This is a genomic window from Nostoc sp. 'Peltigera membranacea cyanobiont' 213 (genome assembly GCF_002245975.1).
GTDB lineage: Bacteria > Cyanobacteriota > Cyanobacteriia > Cyanobacteriales > Nostocaceae > Nostoc.
This window is the reverse complement of record NZ_NOLI01000060.1, coordinates 1-17,295: the sequence shown is the minus strand read 5'-3', so window position 1 is coordinate 17,295 and position 17,295 is coordinate 1. Positions and strand designations below refer to the sequence as shown.

Annotated in this window: 16 protein-coding genes; 12 read left to right on the top strand and 4 right to left on the bottom strand. The window is 40.3% G+C overall.

What is annotated here, in order from left to right; translation table 11 throughout:
• Positions 1-105: 105 nt before the first annotated feature.
• Both CDG77_RS17580 and CDG77_RS17575 read right to left on the bottom strand, forming a co-directional pair.
• Positions 106-1,581, bottom strand: a complete 1,476-nt coding sequence (locus CDG77_RS17580; RefSeq protein WP_094330636.1) for a pentapeptide repeat-containing protein — start codon at positions 1,579-1,581, stop codon at positions 106-108.
• Positions 1,582-1,797: 216 nt separating this feature from the next.
• Positions 1,798-2,541: a pentapeptide repeat-containing protein gene (locus CDG77_RS17575; protein WP_094330635.1), complete on the bottom strand. Its 744-nt coding sequence runs from the start codon at positions 2,539-2,541 to the stop codon at positions 1,798-1,800.
• Here CDG77_RS17575 and CDG77_RS17570 point away from each other — a divergent pair.
• A complete protein-coding gene (locus CDG77_RS17570) occupies positions 2,512-3,711 on the top strand; it encodes an FAD-dependent oxidoreductase (RefSeq protein ID WP_094330634.1) in 1,200 nt (399 codons plus the stop codon). The genes CDG77_RS17575 and CDG77_RS17570 overlap by 30 nt on opposite strands.
• A 186-nt stretch (positions 3,712-3,897) precedes the next feature.
• On the opposite strand, the gene CDG77_RS17565 is transcribed toward CDG77_RS17570, so the two are convergent.
• Complete coding sequence (locus tag CDG77_RS17565) at positions 3,898-5,613, bottom strand: tetratricopeptide repeat protein (protein ID WP_094330633.1); 1,716 nt, start codon at positions 5,611-5,613, stop codon at positions 3,898-3,900.
• 254 nt (positions 5,614-5,867) lie between these two features.
• Between CDG77_RS17565 and CDG77_RS17560 the strand changes: the two genes are divergently transcribed.
• The 10 genes from CDG77_RS17560 (at position 5,868) to cofG (ending at position 14,408) form a co-directional block, all read left to right on the top strand.
• On the top strand, positions 5,868-7,286 hold the full coding sequence (locus tag CDG77_RS17560) for a hypothetical protein (RefSeq protein WP_317615925.1): 1,419 nt from the start codon (positions 5,868-5,870) through the stop codon (positions 7,284-7,286).
• Positions 7,287-7,414: 128 nt separating this feature from the next.
• Positions 7,415-7,690 carry a hypothetical protein gene (locus CDG77_RS38865; RefSeq protein WP_317615924.1) on the top strand — a complete coding sequence of 92 codons (276 nt, stop codon included), beginning with the start codon at positions 7,415-7,417 and terminating at the stop codon, positions 7,688-7,690.
• A 29-nt stretch (positions 7,691-7,719) separates the two neighbouring features.
• On the top strand, positions 7,720-7,896 hold the full coding sequence (locus CDG77_RS37665; protein ID WP_223269848.1) for a hypothetical protein: 177 nt from the start codon (positions 7,720-7,722) through the stop codon (positions 7,894-7,896).
• Positions 7,897-8,142: 246 nt separating this feature from the next.
• On the top strand, positions 8,143-8,601 hold the full coding sequence (locus tag CDG77_RS17555) for a hypothetical protein (protein WP_317615923.1): 459 nt from the start codon (positions 8,143-8,145) through the stop codon (positions 8,599-8,601).
• A 375-nt stretch (positions 8,602-8,976) separates the two neighbouring features.
• Positions 8,977-9,174, top strand: a complete 198-nt coding sequence (locus tag CDG77_RS17550) for a SemiSWEET transporter (protein ID WP_223269851.1) — start codon at positions 8,977-8,979, stop codon at positions 9,172-9,174.
• A 147-nt stretch (positions 9,175-9,321) separates the two neighbouring features.
• The gene (locus CDG77_RS17545; RefSeq protein WP_094330631.1) at positions 9,322-10,977 is read left to right on the top strand and encodes a B12-binding domain-containing radical SAM protein; all 1,656 of its coding nucleotides are present in this window, start codon (positions 9,322-9,324) and stop codon (positions 10,975-10,977) included.
• Positions 10,978-11,111: 134 nt separating this feature from the next.
• A complete protein-coding gene (locus tag CDG77_RS17540; RefSeq protein WP_094330630.1) occupies positions 11,112-11,300 on the top strand; it encodes a CPXCG motif-containing cysteine-rich protein in 189 nt (62 codons plus the stop codon).
• A gap of 19 nt (positions 11,301-11,319) precedes the next feature.
• Positions 11,320-11,769 (top strand): SRPBCC family protein, encoded by a 450-nt coding sequence (locus CDG77_RS17535; RefSeq protein ID WP_094330629.1) that lies wholly within the window; start codon positions 11,320-11,322, stop codon positions 11,767-11,769.
• 651 nt (positions 11,770-12,420) lie between these two features.
• Positions 12,421-13,182: a beta-carotene ketolase CrtW gene (gene crtW, locus CDG77_RS17530; RefSeq protein WP_094330628.1), complete on the top strand. Its 762-nt coding sequence runs from the start codon at positions 12,421-12,423 to the stop codon at positions 13,180-13,182.
• Positions 13,183-13,430: 248 nt separating this feature from the next.
• The gene (cofG, locus tag CDG77_RS17525; protein WP_094330627.1) at positions 13,431-14,408 is read left to right on the top strand and encodes a 7,8-didemethyl-8-hydroxy-5-deazariboflavin synthase subunit CofG; all 978 of its coding nucleotides are present in this window, start codon (positions 13,431-13,433) and stop codon (positions 14,406-14,408) included.
• A gap of 12 nt (positions 14,409-14,420) precedes the next feature.
• On the opposite strand, the gene CDG77_RS17520 is transcribed toward cofG, so the two are convergent.
• Positions 14,421-15,050, bottom strand: coding sequence for a Uma2 family endonuclease (locus tag CDG77_RS17520; RefSeq protein WP_094330626.1), 630 nt, complete (start codon positions 15,048-15,050; stop codon positions 14,421-14,423).
• Between the two features lie 161 nt (positions 15,051-15,211).
• On the opposite strand from CDG77_RS17520, the gene hflX reads away from it, so the two are divergent.
• Positions 15,212-16,981 carry a GTPase HflX gene (gene hflX / locus CDG77_RS17515; protein WP_094330625.1) on the top strand — a complete coding sequence of 590 codons (1,770 nt, stop codon included), beginning with the start codon at positions 15,212-15,214 and terminating at the stop codon, positions 16,979-16,981.
• The last annotated feature ends 314 nt before the right edge of the window (positions 16,982-17,295 follow it).

Here is a 17,295-nt window from a genome sequence, read left to right as displayed (position 1 = left end):
GTTTCTTCCTCATCTCCGAAATATTTACAGAGACTTTTGGTAAAAACTATAGCATTAAGTGAAATCGGTAGAATGCGCCCAAATAACTAATGATGCGGTGATAATTCAACCTGATTGCGGCCAATCTGTCGGTGGTTCTATATAATCAGGTAGACGAGTGGTGCGATCGCCAAGTGCTTTTCTAATCTGGTGCAACTCTAAGTTTTTAGCCCCTGTTAAAATTGTCCCTTCGAGTTTGACATCACGAAGGTCAGCTTCTAAAAAGTTAGCTCCCATCAGGTTAGCCTGTGTCAGGTTGGCTTGATAAAAAGTCGCTCTATGCAGGTTAGCTCCAATCAGGTTTGCCTGATGCAGGTCAGCTTCGGTTAAACTGGCTTCTGAGAGATTGGCAAAATAAACTTCTGTTTGGTGGAGTTTGGCTGCATTCAAATTAGCCCCAGAAAGGTTGGCTCCATTTAGGTTAGCCCCCGAAAGGTTAGCACCAATCAAACCCGTTAGATTTAAATTGGCTTTACCCAGTTTTGCACCTTGCAAGTTAGCTAAAAACAACTTTGCTCCAGAGAGGTTGGCAACTTTTAAAGTTGCTTGTTGCAAGTTAGCTTTATAAAGGTTTGCTCCTTGGAGATTCGCTACACGCAGACTTGCTCCAGAAAGGTTGGCTGAACGCAGGTTGGCCCCAGACAGATTAGCCCGGTTGAGATTAGCCCAACACAGATTAGCTCCACAGAGACTGGCTTTTAAGAATTTGGTTTCATAGAGAATAGACCTAACGAGTTTAGCACCGTTGAGGTCAGCCTCACTCAAGTCGGCTCCCCGCAAGTCAGCCCCACTCAGATCAGAACCACGTAAATCGGCTTGTTGCAGATTCACTCCTAGCAAGTCTGCTCGTCTGATGTCGATATGACGTAAATCAAGTTTCTGGTCTTTTGGGTCTTCGAGTAAATTACGCCTACCGATGACAGTTAAGGCTGCTTGAATATCGGTGCGGATTATTGGCAATTCTTCATGGAGGTTTTGCTCCAACTGTTGTGTCGGACGCGACCCACCTCTACGCTTACCTGAGTAAGCATCTGGTGAATATTCTGGTTTTTGTTGCTCTCCCTTCACCGCCTGGATAGGTGCATTTTCGCGCACAAAGGCAGTGAGGATTTCCATGATTGTCCAGTGTTCTTTAGGAAAATCCTGAGCAACCCTTTCTAATGCATAAATTGCACCTGTTCGGGTTTCAATTTTATCATGACCAAGTTGGGCAATTGCGCCCATAAAGCGTTCTGAAGTCAATCTGTCTTGATTCAGTTTGGCATTCTGAACGCTAATTTCGAGGTTTTTCTCAGCTGCGATCGCATTTTTATGCATCGCTTGGGCCCGCTTTGCTGAATAATAGGTATTAAACATTGCTGCTGATGCCAGGAAAACTATTGCAGTAGTTGTTAAAGCTTGGTTTCTATACTGAATTTTTTCCTGAATTGACAATTCTTTAATACTAGACAAAGCAAAGAAAATTACAGTCAGTGAGAAACCAAAGAAAACTGTTATAGTTATGAACCAATTCAACAGAGTGTCTGTCTTTTTAGAAGACATGGTAAAAATTTTCCTTACAACTTAGAATTATTACTTAGATGTTTGGAAAAAATAGTATACCATTTAACAGAAAATTATAATAGGTGTCCGAATACCTCTTTAACTAAGTAATAATATTGAATATACTTCGGAATTAAGGCAAAAATTGAACAATTATTGAAAAGCTTGCACTGGAAGCTTTCTTCCTTTTAATTTTCGCCTTGCAAAAATGGTGTTTTACTCAGATAATTTAGCTTCTCTCAAGTTTGCCCCATCAAGTATGGCATCATTGAGAATTGCCCCATGTAAATCAGCTAGATATAAGCTTGCATAATGGAGGTTAGCTCCTTTTAGGTTAGCTCCTTTTAGGTTAGCTGCACTAAAGATTGCCCCTTCTAGATTAGCTAAATATAAGTTAGCACCTTCTAAGTTAGCTGCACTGAGAATTGCTCCTGCAAGATTAGCTTCTGTGAGGTTCGCCCCAGCAAGATTAGCTTGATAGAGGTTTGCCTCTTGTAGATTCGCTCTATTCAGATTTACTCCTCTCATGTCCGTGTGACTCAAATCAAGCTGTTCATTTTCTGGGTCTTTATTTACATTTCTTCTAGCGATAATAGTGAGGGCTGCTTGAATATCTGCACGAACTTTTACTGACAGGTTGTTTATTGCTTCTTCTTGAGATACATGAATAGTATTTTTTCGGACAAAATTAGTAAGAGTATTCATAATTATCCAGTGATACTGTGGATGATTTTGGGCAATTTTCTCTAAATCATTAATTACAGCTAGACTGGGTTCTATTATGTTATTTTCTAGTTGTTCAATTGCTATTCTTAAACGTTCTTTTAGCAACTTATGCTGATTTGGGTTAAATTTTTCTACAAAAGTATGTATCCCTGGACTTATTTTTGATAAATGACTGTTATAAATTGATGAAATATTTTTTACAGCATGAAAAGAATTAATGATGACTGTCAACATACGATAGTTAAAGACTTAGTGCTAATTGGTGGCGGACACAGCCATGCAATTGCCCTGAAAATGTTCGGAACGAAGCCGTTACCCGGAGTGCGTTTGACGTTGATTAGTGCAAATCAAAAGACAGCCTACTCTGGAATGTTACCAGGATACATTGCTGGATTTTACACCCATGATGAATGTCATATTGATTTGCAACCCTTAGCAAACTTTGCTCAAGCAAATTTGTATATTGACAGAGTAGTTGCTCTAGACTTGGAAAACAACAAAGTTCTCTGTGCTAACGGATTGGTGGTAGATTTTGATGTGCTGTCTATTGATATTGGCAGCACTCCGGCCAGAGTGTCTGTATCAGGTGCAGCAGAATATGCGATCGCAGCTAAACCAGTATCGCAGCTATTGGAACATTGGGATGAACTAATTGCGGCTGTAGGTAAAAATCCTCAAGAACTGATTAGGATTGCGATCGCAGGTGGTGGTGCTGGCGGTGTAGAATTGGCGTTGGCGATGCAATCTCATTTACATCAGATTCAACAAATTCCCAATCTGGAAATGCATTTATTTCATCGTCAGATGGAACTGATGCCCAATTACCATCAATCAGTACGGCATCAAATTCAGCAAATTCTCACCCAGCGAGGTATTGAGCTACATCTTGGAGAAAGTGTGTGTAATATCGCACCTATAAACCACAAGCAAACTAGAGAAATATTTGAGATTAAGTGCGAATCTGGTTTGATATTAGAATGTAATAAAATTTTTTGGGTGACACAAGCTTCAGCACCTGAATGGTTAAAAAATGCGGGACTAGGAACTGATGAACAAGGTTTTATTCTGGTAGAAGACACATTGCAATCTCAAACGCATCCGCAGGTATTTGCATCTGGTGACATCGCCACAATGGTAAATTATCCGCGTTCGAAAGCTGGGGTGTTTGCTGTTAGACAAGGTAAACCTTTATTTGAGAATTTGCAGCGAATTTTGTTAGGAAAGTCGCTCAAACCTTATAAGCCACAAAAACAATATTTAAGTTTAATTGGTACAGGAGACAAACGAGCAATCTTAACCAAAGGCATCATCACTTTACCACCTCATAAACTTTTATGGCATTACAAAGATTGTATTGACAGGCGCTTCATGGAACGCTTTCATTTTGAAGAAACAAGGGAGTAGGGACAAGGAAATACGGTTTTGTTAAGGTTTTCCGATGAAAATTATATGTCGCAAAGACGCGATAAATCGCCGTCTCTACAATAATTAATATTTTGTAGAGACGGCGATTCATCGCGTCTCTTGCCTTAAGCCGCCAGTATTGGGGGACAAGGGGATAAGGATAATTCCCAATTCCCAATTCCCAATTTATCGAATCTGTTCAATAAGCTCAATAATTTGTTGATAATACTGAATATTTCCCTCTTGGTAATACAAGTCTGCGGATTTCTGGAAATCCGCAATTGCTCTTTGAGAATCACCCAGATTTTGGTAGACATCTGCTCGAAGAATATAAGCTGAAGCCCAATGAGGCTGAAGCTGTAAAGCTTGATTTAAGTCAGTAAGCGCTCCCTGTAAATCTCTCAATAGAGAACGGCTACGACCCCGATTGTACCAGTCTTCAGCAAAACTAGAGTCGATCGCGATCGCTCGACTATAATCTTCTATTGCCCCTTGATAATCTTCTAGGGCATAGCGAGCATTGGCGCGATCGCTGTAAAATGCAGCAGATTGAGGATTTATTTGTAAAGCTTGGGTGTAATCTGCGATCGCATTTTCATAAGCTTCTAAAGCATAATGCGTTGAACCTCGGTTGTAATATGCTTCAATTAAATCAGGATTAATTGCTAATGCTTGATTATAATCTGCGATCGCTCCTTGTTCATCCCCCAAAAGCCGACGAGCGTTTCCTCGATTGCAGTACGCTTGCGAAAATTCAGGAATTAACTCTATTGCTTGGGTGTTATCGTCAATTGAACCCTGTAAATCTTGCAGAGCTTCACGGGCAATCCCTCGACCATAATAAGCTGCGGCTAAGTTATCATTAATCTGTAAAGCCCGATCGTAATCTTTAATTGCTCCTTTATGATCTCCTAAAGAACGACGAGCCGCCGCGCGATCGCAATATCCTTCAGCTAAACTAGGATTGAGTTGTAATAAACGATTGCTATCTTCTATTGCGCTTTGATAATCTCCCAGTCGGCGCAGATCATTGGCCCGAAAGCCATATACTAAAGCTAGAGTCGGATTTTCTTGTAAGGCTCGGTCATAATCTGCGATCGCACCCTTATAGTCTTCAAGAGTACTACGGACAAGACCCCGCTCACAATAGGCTTGCACATCATCAGGATTTAACTTTAGCGCTTGGTTAAAATCCTCAATTGCTCGGTGATATTCTTTGAGATGAGCAAGAACCAAACCTCGATTGTAATATGCTCCAGCAAACCTGGGGTTGATTTCTAAAGCGCGGTTGTAATCTGCGATCGCACTTTGATAATCTGCTAAAGAGTAGTGGGCATTACCTCGATTATGATAAGCCTCCGCCAACTTCGGATCTAATTGTAATGCTCGGTCATGATCTGCGATCGCTTCGTGAAAATTTCCTAAGATATGGTGAATATTACCTCGATTGCTGTATGCTGCGGCAAAATTGGGATGCCATTGTAAAGCTTGTTGAAAATCTGCGATTGCTCCTTGACGATCGCCTTTTTCAAAACAAGCCACACCCCGATTATGATAAGCATTGGCAATATCAATATTGATATTATCAGCTAACTGGGTACTATTTTCTATTGTTTGGATATAATCAGCGATCGCTTCGTCATATTTTTCTAAGGCAAAGTAGGCATTACCCCGACTGTGGTAAGATTGGGCGAGATTACGATCGATTTGCAATGCTTGATTATAATCTGCGATCGCTCCTTGATAATCTGCTAAAAAGTAACGAGCATTACCTCGGTGATAGTAAGCTATGGCAAAATTGGGATTGATTTCTATAGCGTGGTTGAAAGTAGCGATCGCTTTTTGATAATCCCCTTGTAAACTGTGGTTTAATCCTTGGTTTAATAATTCTTCAGCATTCATGTAATTTTCCTGGATTTCGACATTCCCTAGCTTAAAGGCAACGGGATTCTTAACGATATGTTTTGATAATCGTTCCAGCTTATTGTGCCTCCTGCTAAGATTTTAATTCCTGATTTTCTGTGAGGTTATATCACTGCGACAATTTTAAGGCGACTTAAACAGGAGCAAGCACCGCAAACAAGAACGGTGGGTGACTGACTCGCCGTTTTTTACTGAGATTGCTATAGTAGCGGATAACACATTAGCTGAGTACTATGACTGCTGCTATCAATACAGACAAAGAGTATCAAAATCGTTTAAAACACTTTACCAGCCTAAAGTCCAAATACCAAGCAACTAAATACAACGATTCATCACACTCTAGTCTTCTGTATCTTATATTGCGAAAAGTTGATTTAGGAATTGAGCTAACTACATTAGAGTTTGATTGGTTAAGAGAGCAAGAACTTTTTGAAACAGTTGAAATCGTTTGCCAACAGCAGGAATATAAGTTAGAAGAACTTAGAAAACTAGAAAATGAATTTTCCCATCTCAAATCTCAGTATCAAGTACCTAAATTATCAGGAGCTTTCAAAAATATTTCTATTATTCTGTATCCAATCCTTTGGAAGTTTCATTCAGGGAATCCACTAATGGATTCAGAGATTGAATGGCTAAAAAATAATGGGCTTGGTGCGACAGTAGCACTTGTTCATAAAATGGAATTGGAGAGGCATTTTTTTGCTTTGAAGGCAAAGTACCGGGCTACAAAATACCAAGGTTCATCAATTAATAGTCCACTATATAAAATTCTCAATAAACTGGAAAGCAAACAAAGAATAAGCACCCTTGAATTAGAATGGTTGATAAAGCAAGAGCTATTTGAGACAGAAGAAATTTTTAGGCAACAGGAGTCAGAAAAAGAAGCTCAGTTTGCTGAGTTAAAAAATAAATACCAAGCGATTAAACATTCAGACTCATTATTATCCAGTCCGTTATATCCAATACTGCAAAACATTGACGCAAAAAATAATTTAAGTGACTCAGAAATTAACTGGCTAGAACAACAAGGACTTAGCGAAACAATTGCCATTGCTCAAGAATTGGAACAAACACGAGAATTTGCTGCCTTGAAAGCTAAGTATAAAGCAACTGAGTATCAGGATTTAACGCCTAAGAGTCACCTGTATAAAATTCTCAAAAGGCTTGAATTGTCTAATCAGTTAGGTGAACAGGATATTAACTTCCTCAAAAAACGCAAGCTGACTGAGATTATAGAAATTGCAAATGAAAAATATGCCTCTACCCTAAAATTTAAGATAGATTTCGGAGAACTACTTAATGAATCAGAAATTGACTGGCTACAAAATAATAGACGTGAAGATATCATTATTCTCGCTCAACAAAAGCACTTCGCTATTCTGAAGAGAAAATATGGATTGATAGATCCTTCACTTCCGCTAGAGCCATTTTACGCGATCATGGTCAAATTAGAGAAAAAAGAACGGCTAGATCCTAAGTTGGTTTTGCAGCTTATAGAAGAGGAACTATTATCTCGTGGCGGAAAAATTGCTCTTGCATATTACAGGCTAGAGGCAGAATTTTATGAGGAGGAGTTTCACCTGGATATCAATGGCATATTCCCACAGCTAGTAGTTATTGGCGCAAAGCAGATGAACCGGAACAGGCATTAAAACTTACTAACTTAGACTTAAGCCAAATCAAACAAAGAAATCTTAAGTCAGCAATTTTAGTTACCAGAGGTGCAGCATTCAGAGATACGCATAACTTAGCTGATGCAGAAATTTGTGCGAACAAATCTATGGAGTATCATCCTAATAGTCATCAACCTTATACTTTAATGGGTGCTATATGTTATGACAGAGGTGACTATCCAAAAGGAGATTATTGGTTTGAACAAGCCATTCAACGTGGGGCAGAAATTGAAGATATAGATGCTGAAAGAAAACGAGTAATCAGGAGTACAAAAGACGAGAATAAACGACATGAAGCCGCAGAATATTTACTGAAAAAAGATTCAAAACGATATGTTTGGGCTAAATCTTATCTCAAAAAATCGTCAGACAATGGTAAATAAACTGGTTTGCATCACCAAACTATCAACACATGACCAGATTTATTCACGACCAATTCGCCAAAGACTATCTCGAACAATTACTCACTCCTTACGGCGAAGTCCAAGCAGCTAGACGAGTTGCAGGAGAAGTTAGACAAATTGACGTTTATTTCATCCCAAAACCACAACCAAGTAACATTCCTGAAACCCTCGGATTATTAGGTTAACTTGTCACTACCCCTTCTCTATTTGAACCCTTTCGTAACGCAGCCTCAGCTACAGAAATTTGCGATTGCCTCTTAAAATTATTAGAGGTACGTGGCGATTTACAACGACAAGCAAATCGAAATAAAACACGCATTCTAGAATCTGATTTACCAAAATTATGGATTCTTACCCCCACAGCATCAGCGCAACTCTTATCAGGATTTGGTGCTAACCCAAAAGTTGACTACCTACCTGGAATCTACTTCATGTCAGAATATTTACGTACCGTAATAGTAGCAATTCATCAGTTGCCTTCCATATCAGAAACCTTATGGCTGAGAATCATCGGTAGAGGGAACGTTCAAAAGCAAGCAATTGACGAACTAGAAGCACTGACTCCAGATAATCCTTTCCGAAAAGCAGCGTTAGAATTGCTGTACAACTTGCAGCAAAACTTACAAGTCACTCAAAATCAAGATGAGGAAGATAGGGAATTACTTATGCGATTAGCACCACTTTACCAACAAGACCGAGAACAGGCTAAACAACAAGGAATTCAGCAGGGAGAACGTTTGGTGGTGGAAAACTTGCTCAAATTTCGTTTTGGTGAAATAGATAATGAACTTCAAGAAATTATTGAACCTTTATTGACGTTACCACCAGAAGAGTTTACGCCTTTACTATTGCAGTTATCCCGTGAAGAATTAATTAATCGATTTCACTAGCGTCAATCATATATTTTTTCATGATTAGGCTAAGGCTTAAAGAAGAAGGGAAAAGATTTAAAATTTTTCCCTTTTTCTTTTTTCCACTTTCTACGTTACGCCACAATGTAAAACCGAAGACATTAATCCAGTATTATGAATTATACTGACGCAAAACTACATCATTAGGGACAATTCATGTAGACGCAAAGCAGCTTTCTACAGAGGATTGCCCCTAACTGAAAATCATTGCTGTGATTATTGTTTGCGTAAGTTTTAATGAAAATCAGTCTCTAAAAATTTTAACCAATAGAAACTTTATCTTATAGGTTTACATAAATGGATTTTCTGACAATTCTAGGATTAGCGGCTGCCACAACAACCACAATTTCTTTTTTGCCACAGATGTTTAAAACATGGCAAACAAAATCAGCAAAAGATGTTTCTTTGGTTACACTGATTACATTCATAATTGGTGTTTTTTTATGGTTAATCTACGGAATCTATCTACAAGCCTTGCCAATTATTCTTGCTAATAGTGTGACATTGTTTTTTAACTTGATAATTCTATGGCTTAAAATTAAATATAGATAACCCTGCTCATAACTAAAACCTCTGACACCATAAAGAGGATATATTCTGTGAATAATAGGAAGAAAATCAATTGCAATCTGTCTGTATATAGCCTGAGTCAGCCTGAGTCTAACTGTATTAATTACGAATTACGAATTACGAATTATCATGACTTCATCTGTATTTGAATCTGAACGCCTCTTATTCACCCCTACCACCCCAGACACCAACGCTATCCCCATAATCTTCGCCTTTCCCAATGAATATAGCGTAGGTATCACTAGCCTTGGCTATCAGGTAGTTTGGGCAACTCTGGCAATGCGTGATGATGTACAGGTGAGTCGCCTGTTTACAGATACTCACGAACAACTCCCCAGAACACCAGAAATTGTCGGATTTTCAATTTCCTGGGAACTGGATTATGTGAATATTTTAAATTTACTGGAATCTTTAGAAATTCCCATTCAAGCAACTTCTCGTGATGATTCTCATCCGATAATTTTTGGTGGTGGCCCCGTTCTCACAGCTAACCCCGAACCTTTCGCAGATTTTTTTGATGTAATTTTACTGGGGGATGGCGAAAACCTACTAGGAAATTTCATTGAAGCATACAAAGAAGTCAGAAATGCTTCTAGACAAACTCAACTAAAAAGACTTGCACAAATCCCAGGAATTTATATTCCCAGTTTGTATGAAGTCGAATATAACACAAAAGATGGTGCAGTCAAGTCAATTAAACCAATTTCTTCCGAAATCCCCGCAGTGGTGCAAAAGCAGACTTATCGGGGAAATACTCTATCGGCTTCGACTGTAGTCACCGAAAAAGCCGCATGGGAAAATATTTACATGGTGGAAGTGGTGAGAAGCTGTCCAGAAATGTGCCGCTTTTGTTTGGCGAGTTATCTCACACTGCCTTTTAGAACAGCCAGTCTGGAAGATTCTTTAATTCCCGCGATCGCAAAAGGTTTAGAAGTCACAAATCGGCTAGGATTATTGGGGGCTTCTGTAACTCAGCATCCAGAGTTTGAAGATTTGCTAGATTATATTAGTCAGCCAAAGTACGATGATGTCCGTCTCAGTATTGCCTCAGTGCGAACAAATACCGTAACAGTCCAGCTAGCAGAAACTTTGACGAAACGAGACACGCGATCGCTTACCATTGCAGTAGAGAGTGGTTCTGAGAAAATCCGGCAAATTGTCAACAAAAAGCTGCATAACGACGAAATTATCCAAGCAGCGATAAATGCCAAAGCTGGGGGCTTAAAAAGCTTGAAACTCTACGGAATGGCAGGAATTCCCGGTGAAGAAGCAGAAGATTTAGAGCAAACCGTGACGATGATGCGTAATATCAAAAAAGCTGCACCAGGATTACGCCTAACATTTGGATGCAGCACCTTTGTACCCAAAGCACACACACCATTTCAATGGTTTGGGGTAAATCGTCAAGCAGAAAAGCGCTTACAGTTTTTGCAAAAACAGCTAAAACCGCAGGGGATAGAGTTTCGCCCAGAAAGCTATAATTGGTCGATTATACAAGCTTTGTTGTCGAGAGGCGATCGCAGACTCTCCCAACTTCTTCAACTTACCCGTGACTTTGGCGACTCCTTGGGTAGCTACAAACGTGCTTTCAAGCAACTCAAAGGACAAATCCCCAGCTTAGATTTCTACGTCCACGCCGATTGGCCTACAGACCAAATATTACCCTGGAGTCACTTGCAAGGGCCTCTACCACAGTCTACACTACTAAAGCATTTGGCTGATGCTCAGAGTTATATCAACCCATCTCCAAAAGAACTACAGTCGTTACTGGGGGCTAGAGACTAGGGACTGGGGACAAGGGGACAAGGGGACAAGGGGACAAAGGGACAAGGAAAATACCCAATTCCCAATGCCCAATGCCCAATGCCCAATGCCCAATTCCCAATTCCCAATGCCCAATTCCCAATCCCAAAAACTTGATGCAAAACACAGCTGAGTATTACTGCGCCTATTGTGGCGAACCAAACTTAACTTTTATTGATTTGAGTGCTGGAGGACAGCAATCTTATGTAGAAGATTGCCAAGTTTGCTGTAACCCGAATATTTTGTATGTGAGGGTTAATGAAGATACCCTAGATATCGAGATTGATACAGAATCCGAAAGTTGAATTTTAGGTTTTTCTTTCCATGCTGCACTTTAAACATTCCTCAGTAATTAATGCCTCACCAGAAGTAGTTTGGAAATTTCATGAAAGGCCAGATATTTTGCAAATGCTGAATCCACCTTGGCAGCCAGTCCAAATAGTTCGTCGTGAGGGAGGGCTAAACGTAGGCGCTATCACAGAATTTCGTCTGTTTCTCGGCCCATTACCATTAACTTGGTTAGCGCGTCATACTGAATGCGACAAATATCGCCTGTTTACAGACGAACAGATATCTGGCCCCTTTGAGTCTTGGGTACATCGACATGAATTTGAATCGGAAGCTGGCAAAACTAGGCTGACTGATGCTATTTCCTTCTCTATGCCTGGTGGAGGGACAGTTGAATTTGTCAGTGGTTGGTTAGTGCAAGCGCAATTAGAAGCAATGTTTCGCTATCGCCATTATGTGACTAAACGAGAATGTGAGTCACGATAGCAAAATTTGCTGAAAAATACAGTTATCTCAAAATTACAAAGACAAAAAAAAGCCTAGACGTTTATAGGATTTACGCAAAACCACATACTGTAAAGGCAATTCATGAATTTCCTCTACCTGAAAATAAGGGTTTTGCCCATTGTTGGCGTAAGTCCTAGTTGATTCTCTGCAAATCTCTACCAATATAAAAGGCTGCCTTTTCTAACGAGAAAATGTCTTTAGTCCGAACTTTGGAACATGGTAATTTTTTCAGTACTTACTCACATTGTGCCTTCAAAAGCTACAACTAAAGCAGGAAATTACTTAATGTAAATTCCTGCTTTTACCGCTAACTATTATATAAACCTCTATTTATTTTTAAGGCTTATCTGTTTATAAATCACCAAATAGAAACACTATTTTCTGTAAACACTAAAATTATCAGCGTTGTTATTTATACTTTTTGCTTCTCAACCGAAAACAGTTTTGGGTATAGCGGTTCTATGTGTAATAATAGTTAAAGTATCTTAATGTTTGTACATATTATTAGAGTATTGGCACTGTCCAATCCAAAACACTGACCACTAATAGAGTTTTCTGAATGGTGGTTAGTGCTTTTTGTCGTGACTATATTTTAGGAATTTTCATCTGAATACTAGGAGGAGTAAAAGCGTGATTCAATTAGAACAACCACCCAATCATCAAACAAAACTGACCACAGTAGGGAAAAATAAATCTCAGTTTAAGGGACTTTTCATTGCGATTATCATTATTACTGCATGGGTCATTAGCCTGAGTTTATTACTTTCCCTTGACATCTCCAAGTTAACATTTTGGATGCTATTGCCTAGCATCCTTTGGCAAACATTTTTATATACAGGATTATTTATTACATCTCATGATGCTATGCATGGGGTAGTGTTTCCCCAAAACACCAAGATTAATCATTTGATTGGGACATTAACCTTATCTCTTTATGGTCTTTTACCATACAAAAAATTATTAAAAAAACATTGGATACACCACCACAATCCAGCAAGCCAAATAGACCCAGATTTTCATAATGGTAAATACAAAAATTTCTTCGCGTGGTATTTTCATTTTATGAAGGGTTACTGGAGTTGGGGACAAATCATTGCCTTGACTACTATCTATCACTTTAATAATTACATTCTGCATATACCCACTGCCAATCTAACGTATTTTTGGGTAATTCCTTCGCTTTTAAGTTCATTCCAATTATTTTATTTTGGGACTTTTCTCCCCCATAGGGAACCCATAGGAGGTTATATTCAGCCTCATTGTTCCCAAACTATTAACCGTCCAATTTGGTGGTCGTTTATCACTTGTTATCATTTTGGCTACCATGAGGAACATCACGAATATCCCCATATTCCTTGGTGGCAGTTACCAGAAATTTATAAAAGCAAATAGTTCTTATTTATCTAATATCTTGGCAAGAAATAAGAGTCACACGGTAATTTATAGTATTACTAAAACATTTGTGAAAATTTTCTGTTGACTCTTCTCTCTGTGTCGTGCCAGTTGCTACAAGTCGGGGAACCGCAAGGACGCACCGGCTTCTCTGTGCCTCTCTGGTTCATCAACAAAGTAATTTTCACAAATCAGATAGAATTGCTATATATAGTTTAAGCAAGGCATTCCTTGAGATTATCCTGCTTATGCCAATTAATAATTATCGTCTTGTCACCTATAGCCCTGCTTATACAATAGTTCCCACTTACGAATGCTTTAATCGGTGTAGTTACTGCAACTTTCGTAGTGAACCTGGTAAAAGTCCCTGGATGAGTCTTTCAGATGCAGAAACTATTTTCAAATCACTTCCAAGCGAAAAAGTCTGTGAAATCCTTATCCTCAGCGGTGAAGTTCATCCCAATTCGCCAAGGCGTGAGGCGTGGTTTGGGCGAATTTATGATTTGTGCAAATTAGCGCTTGCAATGGGATTTTTACCACACACCAATGCGGGGCCTCTGAGTTTTGAGGAAATGCAAAAGCTCAAAGGTGTAAATGCTTCGATGGGGCTGATGTTGGAACAGTTAACGCCAATATTGTTAAAGAGTGTACATCGACACGCACCGAGTAAATTACCAGAAATTCGTTTACAACAATTGCAGTGGGCGGGAGAGTTACAAATTCCCTTTACAACTGGGTTACTTTTGGGAATTGGAGAAACCGATAATGATTGGTGGGAAACTTTAGAAGCTATATCTAACTTACATCAACGTTACCATCACATTCAAGAGGTTATCCTACAACCTCATAGTCCTGGAAATCAGCAAACTTTTGATGCGCCACCTTTTAATCCCCATCAGTTACCAGAAGTAATTGCTAAAGCCCGTGAGATTTTACCGCCAGATATTAGTATTCAAATTCCGCCGAATTTAGTTAAGGATGACTGCTGGTTACTCGCTTGTATTGAAGCTGGTGCTAGGGATTTGGGTGGAATTGGGCCAAAAGATGAAGTGAATCCCGATTATCCCCATATTCAAGAACAGGCTTTGAGAAATATTTTACAGCCTGCTGGCTGGGAATTAGTGCCGCGATCGCCAGTTTATCCCCAATTTGATAGCTGGTTGTCGGCAGAGTTGCAAACAGCAGTGAAACACTGGCGAAAGACTCTCACCCCAGTCTTTCTGTAGCTGCGTAAATTCTTAAATTTGTCCCTTCACCCATTCTCGAAAATTCCGCGTCATTTTCATCACGCCAATTCTTTGACTTTCTTCTAAAAACCGACCAATTTCAATTAAAGGCAATTGTGCAAAACTTGGCGAATTATTACACTCTATATATTGCCCTTTTTGCAGTTGGTAAATATACAGCACACCCTCGTCATAACGCCAAATTTCCATAATACCTAAAGAACCATAAATATCGAATTTATTCAACGAAGAACTCGTTAAATCTATTTCTACTACTAAATCTGGCGCTGGGTCACGGTTCAAATCAATTTCTGATTTGTTCCTCACCAACGCTTCATTGCGAATATAGTAACTGCTATCTGGTTCCGCACCACGCCGCAAATCTTCCCGTTTCAAAGTTGTTGAACCTGTAGGAAAAATCTCTAAATTCAACTCTTCACCCAAAACGAAAATGAGTAGTTTCAACAAACAATTCCAATGTTCGTGCGGCATCAGTGGAGTCATTATTTCCAGCGTTCCGCGATCATAGGTGATTCGAGAGGCTCTATCCTCTCCAATCTCCGCTAGCATGGTTTCAAAAGTCTGCCAGCTGATATTTCTCAATACAGCCCTTTGTTCTGAGGCGGCGCGTGTTGTTACCATTGCTCGATTTGTGGGTTACTATCACCAAAATAGCGTCAAACTAATACGCAGCGCGAACTAATTCACAATGCATCCCTCAGAAGATATAGATAGCAGCCTCAACCCTATTGTAAAATAGACATATAAGGATTTGGGGGGCCATTTACTGGTCATAAACGCCTATAGAAACTATCTACGGAAATCTCCAAGGTTTGAAGTCCAGCCAGCTGAAACAACTACAGCGGCTGTATCACCAGCGTATACCAGGCGATCGCATCACCACGCCTGATTTTTCCCAGCGTCTGGCAGCAATTAGCACAGAAGTCAATCAGCCTGTGTGCGCCTACATCAACCGTCGCGGACAAGTGATTCGCGTCGGAGTAGGCACACCGCGACAAACGCAAATACCACCGATGGAATTGCCCCGTTACGGTGCAGAACGACTCAGTGGTATTCGTTGCATTGCCACCCATTTGAAGGCAGAACCGCCCAATGAAGCGGCACTCACGGCTATGGCGCTGCAACGCTTAGATGCCCTAGTTGTCCTAAATATAACCGGAACCGGATTTACACGGCGGGGAGGTGGTGCGACTGGGTATGTCAAAGAAGCTTATCTAGCTCATCTGACACCCCAAGACTCTCGCACCCTGATTCCTAGTCCTGCTGCTGTCAAAGTAGAGGAAAGCCAATTCGGCTTCGCTCACTCTAAACAAATCCAAACCCCAAGTTGGAATATATCGCCACCTATGGATTTGGATGATTTAGCAGACCAGGATTTAGTAGACTTGGTAGAAAATCTGGAAGCGGAATTCCAGCGCGAATTTGTCGCCCAAGAAGTAGATGCTGACCACGATCGCGTGCTAATTGTCGGACTGATGACCAGTGAGACAACTCCCCTACAATTCCAAGACACCCTAGTAGAATTGGCGCGTTTAGTTGATACTGCTGGCGGAGATGTATTACAGACAATCCAACAAAAGCGATCGCGCGTTCATCCCCAAACAGTAGTTGGCGAAGGTAAAGTCCAAGAAATTGCCCTAACTGCCCAAACACTAGGAGTCAATCTCGTCGTCTTTGACCGCGACCTCTCACCCTCCCAAGTCCGCAACTTAGAAGTGCAAATTGGCATCCGGGTAGTTGACCGCACCGAAGTAATTTTGGATATCTTTGCTCAACGCGCTCAATCTCGTGCCGGTAAATTGCAAGTAGAACTAGCACAGCTAGAATACATGCAACCGCGATTAGCTGGTAGAGGTCGTACCATGTCTCGATTGGGTGGTGGTATAGGGACTCGTGGCCCTGGTGAAACAAAATTAGAAACAGAACGCCGTGCGATCGGGCAGCGTATTTCCCGACTGCAAAAAGAAGTAACTCAGTTGCAAGCCCATCGTTCGCGGTTACGGCAACGAAGGCAACATCGAGAAATTCCCTCAGTGGCTTTGGTCGGATATACCAATGCTGGCAAGTCCACTTTGCTGAATGCTCTCACTAACGCAGAAGTTTATACAGCCGACCAACTATTTGCCACTCTCGATCCTACCACCCGGCGTTTGGTAATTCCTTATGGCGAAACTAATGAACATCAGGAAATTCTGATTACAGATACGGTAGGGTTCATACACGAACTGCCTGCATCATTAATGGATGCCTTCCGCGCCACCTTGGAGGAAGTTACAGAAGCTGATTCCCTACTACATTTGGTGGATTTGTCTCACCCAGCTTGGTTGCGTCATATTCGCTCAGTCAGAGAAATCTTGGCACAAATGCCAATAACTCCTGGCCCGGCGCTAGTTATTTTTAACAAGATCGATCGAGCAAATAGTGAGACACTAGCTTTAGCTAGAGAAGAATTCCCCCTAGCGGTATTTATTTCAGCGAGTCAGCGCTTGGGATTAGAAACCCTACGCCATCGCCTTGCTCAACTAATTGAATATGCCGTTGACTCTCGGTAAATATCGATATAAATTTGGAATTTCTAAAAAATAATGCCGTAGTTAATATAACTACGGCATTATTTTTAAATATTTCTACTCTATTAAGGCTCTAATTATTGCCGTAGAATTTACTGAATGACAATTTTATGAAAAATGTGCTATTACTAATGGCTACTATATTATAGGACTCCTATTTGATTTTTGAACAAAATTAGGTATGTAGGGTGTGTTAGAACGAAGTTCATAACGCACCACTATCAAGGGTTTCGTGCGTTACGCTGTCGCTAACACACCCTACGTATCTTTTCAGAAATCAAACCGGATTCCTATAG

Excerpts from the sequence above, each read along its gene's own strand:
- CDG77_RS17555 (WP_317615923.1), top strand. The coding sequence starts at position 8,143 with ATGTCAGAATATTTACGTACCGTAATAGTAGCAATTCATCAGTTGCCT.
- CDG77_RS17535 (WP_094330629.1), top strand. The coding sequence starts at position 11,320 with ATGCTGCACTTTAAACATTCCTCAGTAATTAATGCCTCACCAGAAGTA.
- cofG (WP_094330627.1), top strand. The coding sequence starts at position 13,431 with ATGCCAATTAATAATTATCGTCTTGTCACCTATAGCCCTGCTTATACA.
- CDG77_RS38865 (WP_317615924.1), top strand. The coding sequence starts at position 7,415 with ATGGAGTATCATCCTAATAGTCATCAACCTTATACTTTAATGGGTGCT.
- CDG77_RS17570 (WP_094330634.1), top strand. The coding sequence starts at position 2,512 with ATGAAAAGAATTAATGATGACTGTCAACATACGATAGTTAAAGACTTA.
- CDG77_RS17520 (WP_094330626.1), bottom strand. The coding sequence starts at position 15,050 with ATGGTAACAACACGCGCCGCCTCAGAACAAAGGGCTGTATTGAGAAAT.
- CDG77_RS17575 (WP_094330635.1), bottom strand. The coding sequence starts at position 2,541 with ATGTTGACAGTCATCATTAATTCTTTTCATGCTGTAAAAAATATTTCA.
- CDG77_RS17580 (WP_094330636.1), bottom strand. The coding sequence starts at position 1,581 with ATGTCTTCTAAAAAGACAGACACTCTGTTGAATTGGTTCATAACTATA.
- CDG77_RS37665 (WP_223269848.1), top strand. The coding sequence starts at position 7,720 with ATGACCAGATTTATTCACGACCAATTCGCCAAAGACTATCTCGAACAA.
- CDG77_RS17560 (WP_317615925.1), top strand. The coding sequence starts at position 5,868 with ATGACTGCTGCTATCAATACAGACAAAGAGTATCAAAATCGTTTAAAA.
- CDG77_RS17565 (WP_094330633.1), bottom strand. The coding sequence starts at position 5,613 with ATGAATGCTGAAGAATTATTAAACCAAGGATTAAACCACAGTTTACAA.
- CDG77_RS17545 (WP_094330631.1), top strand. The coding sequence starts at position 9,322 with ATGACTTCATCTGTATTTGAATCTGAACGCCTCTTATTCACCCCTACC.
- CDG77_RS17540 (WP_094330630.1), top strand. The coding sequence starts at position 11,112 with ATGCAAAACACAGCTGAGTATTACTGCGCCTATTGTGGCGAACCAAAC.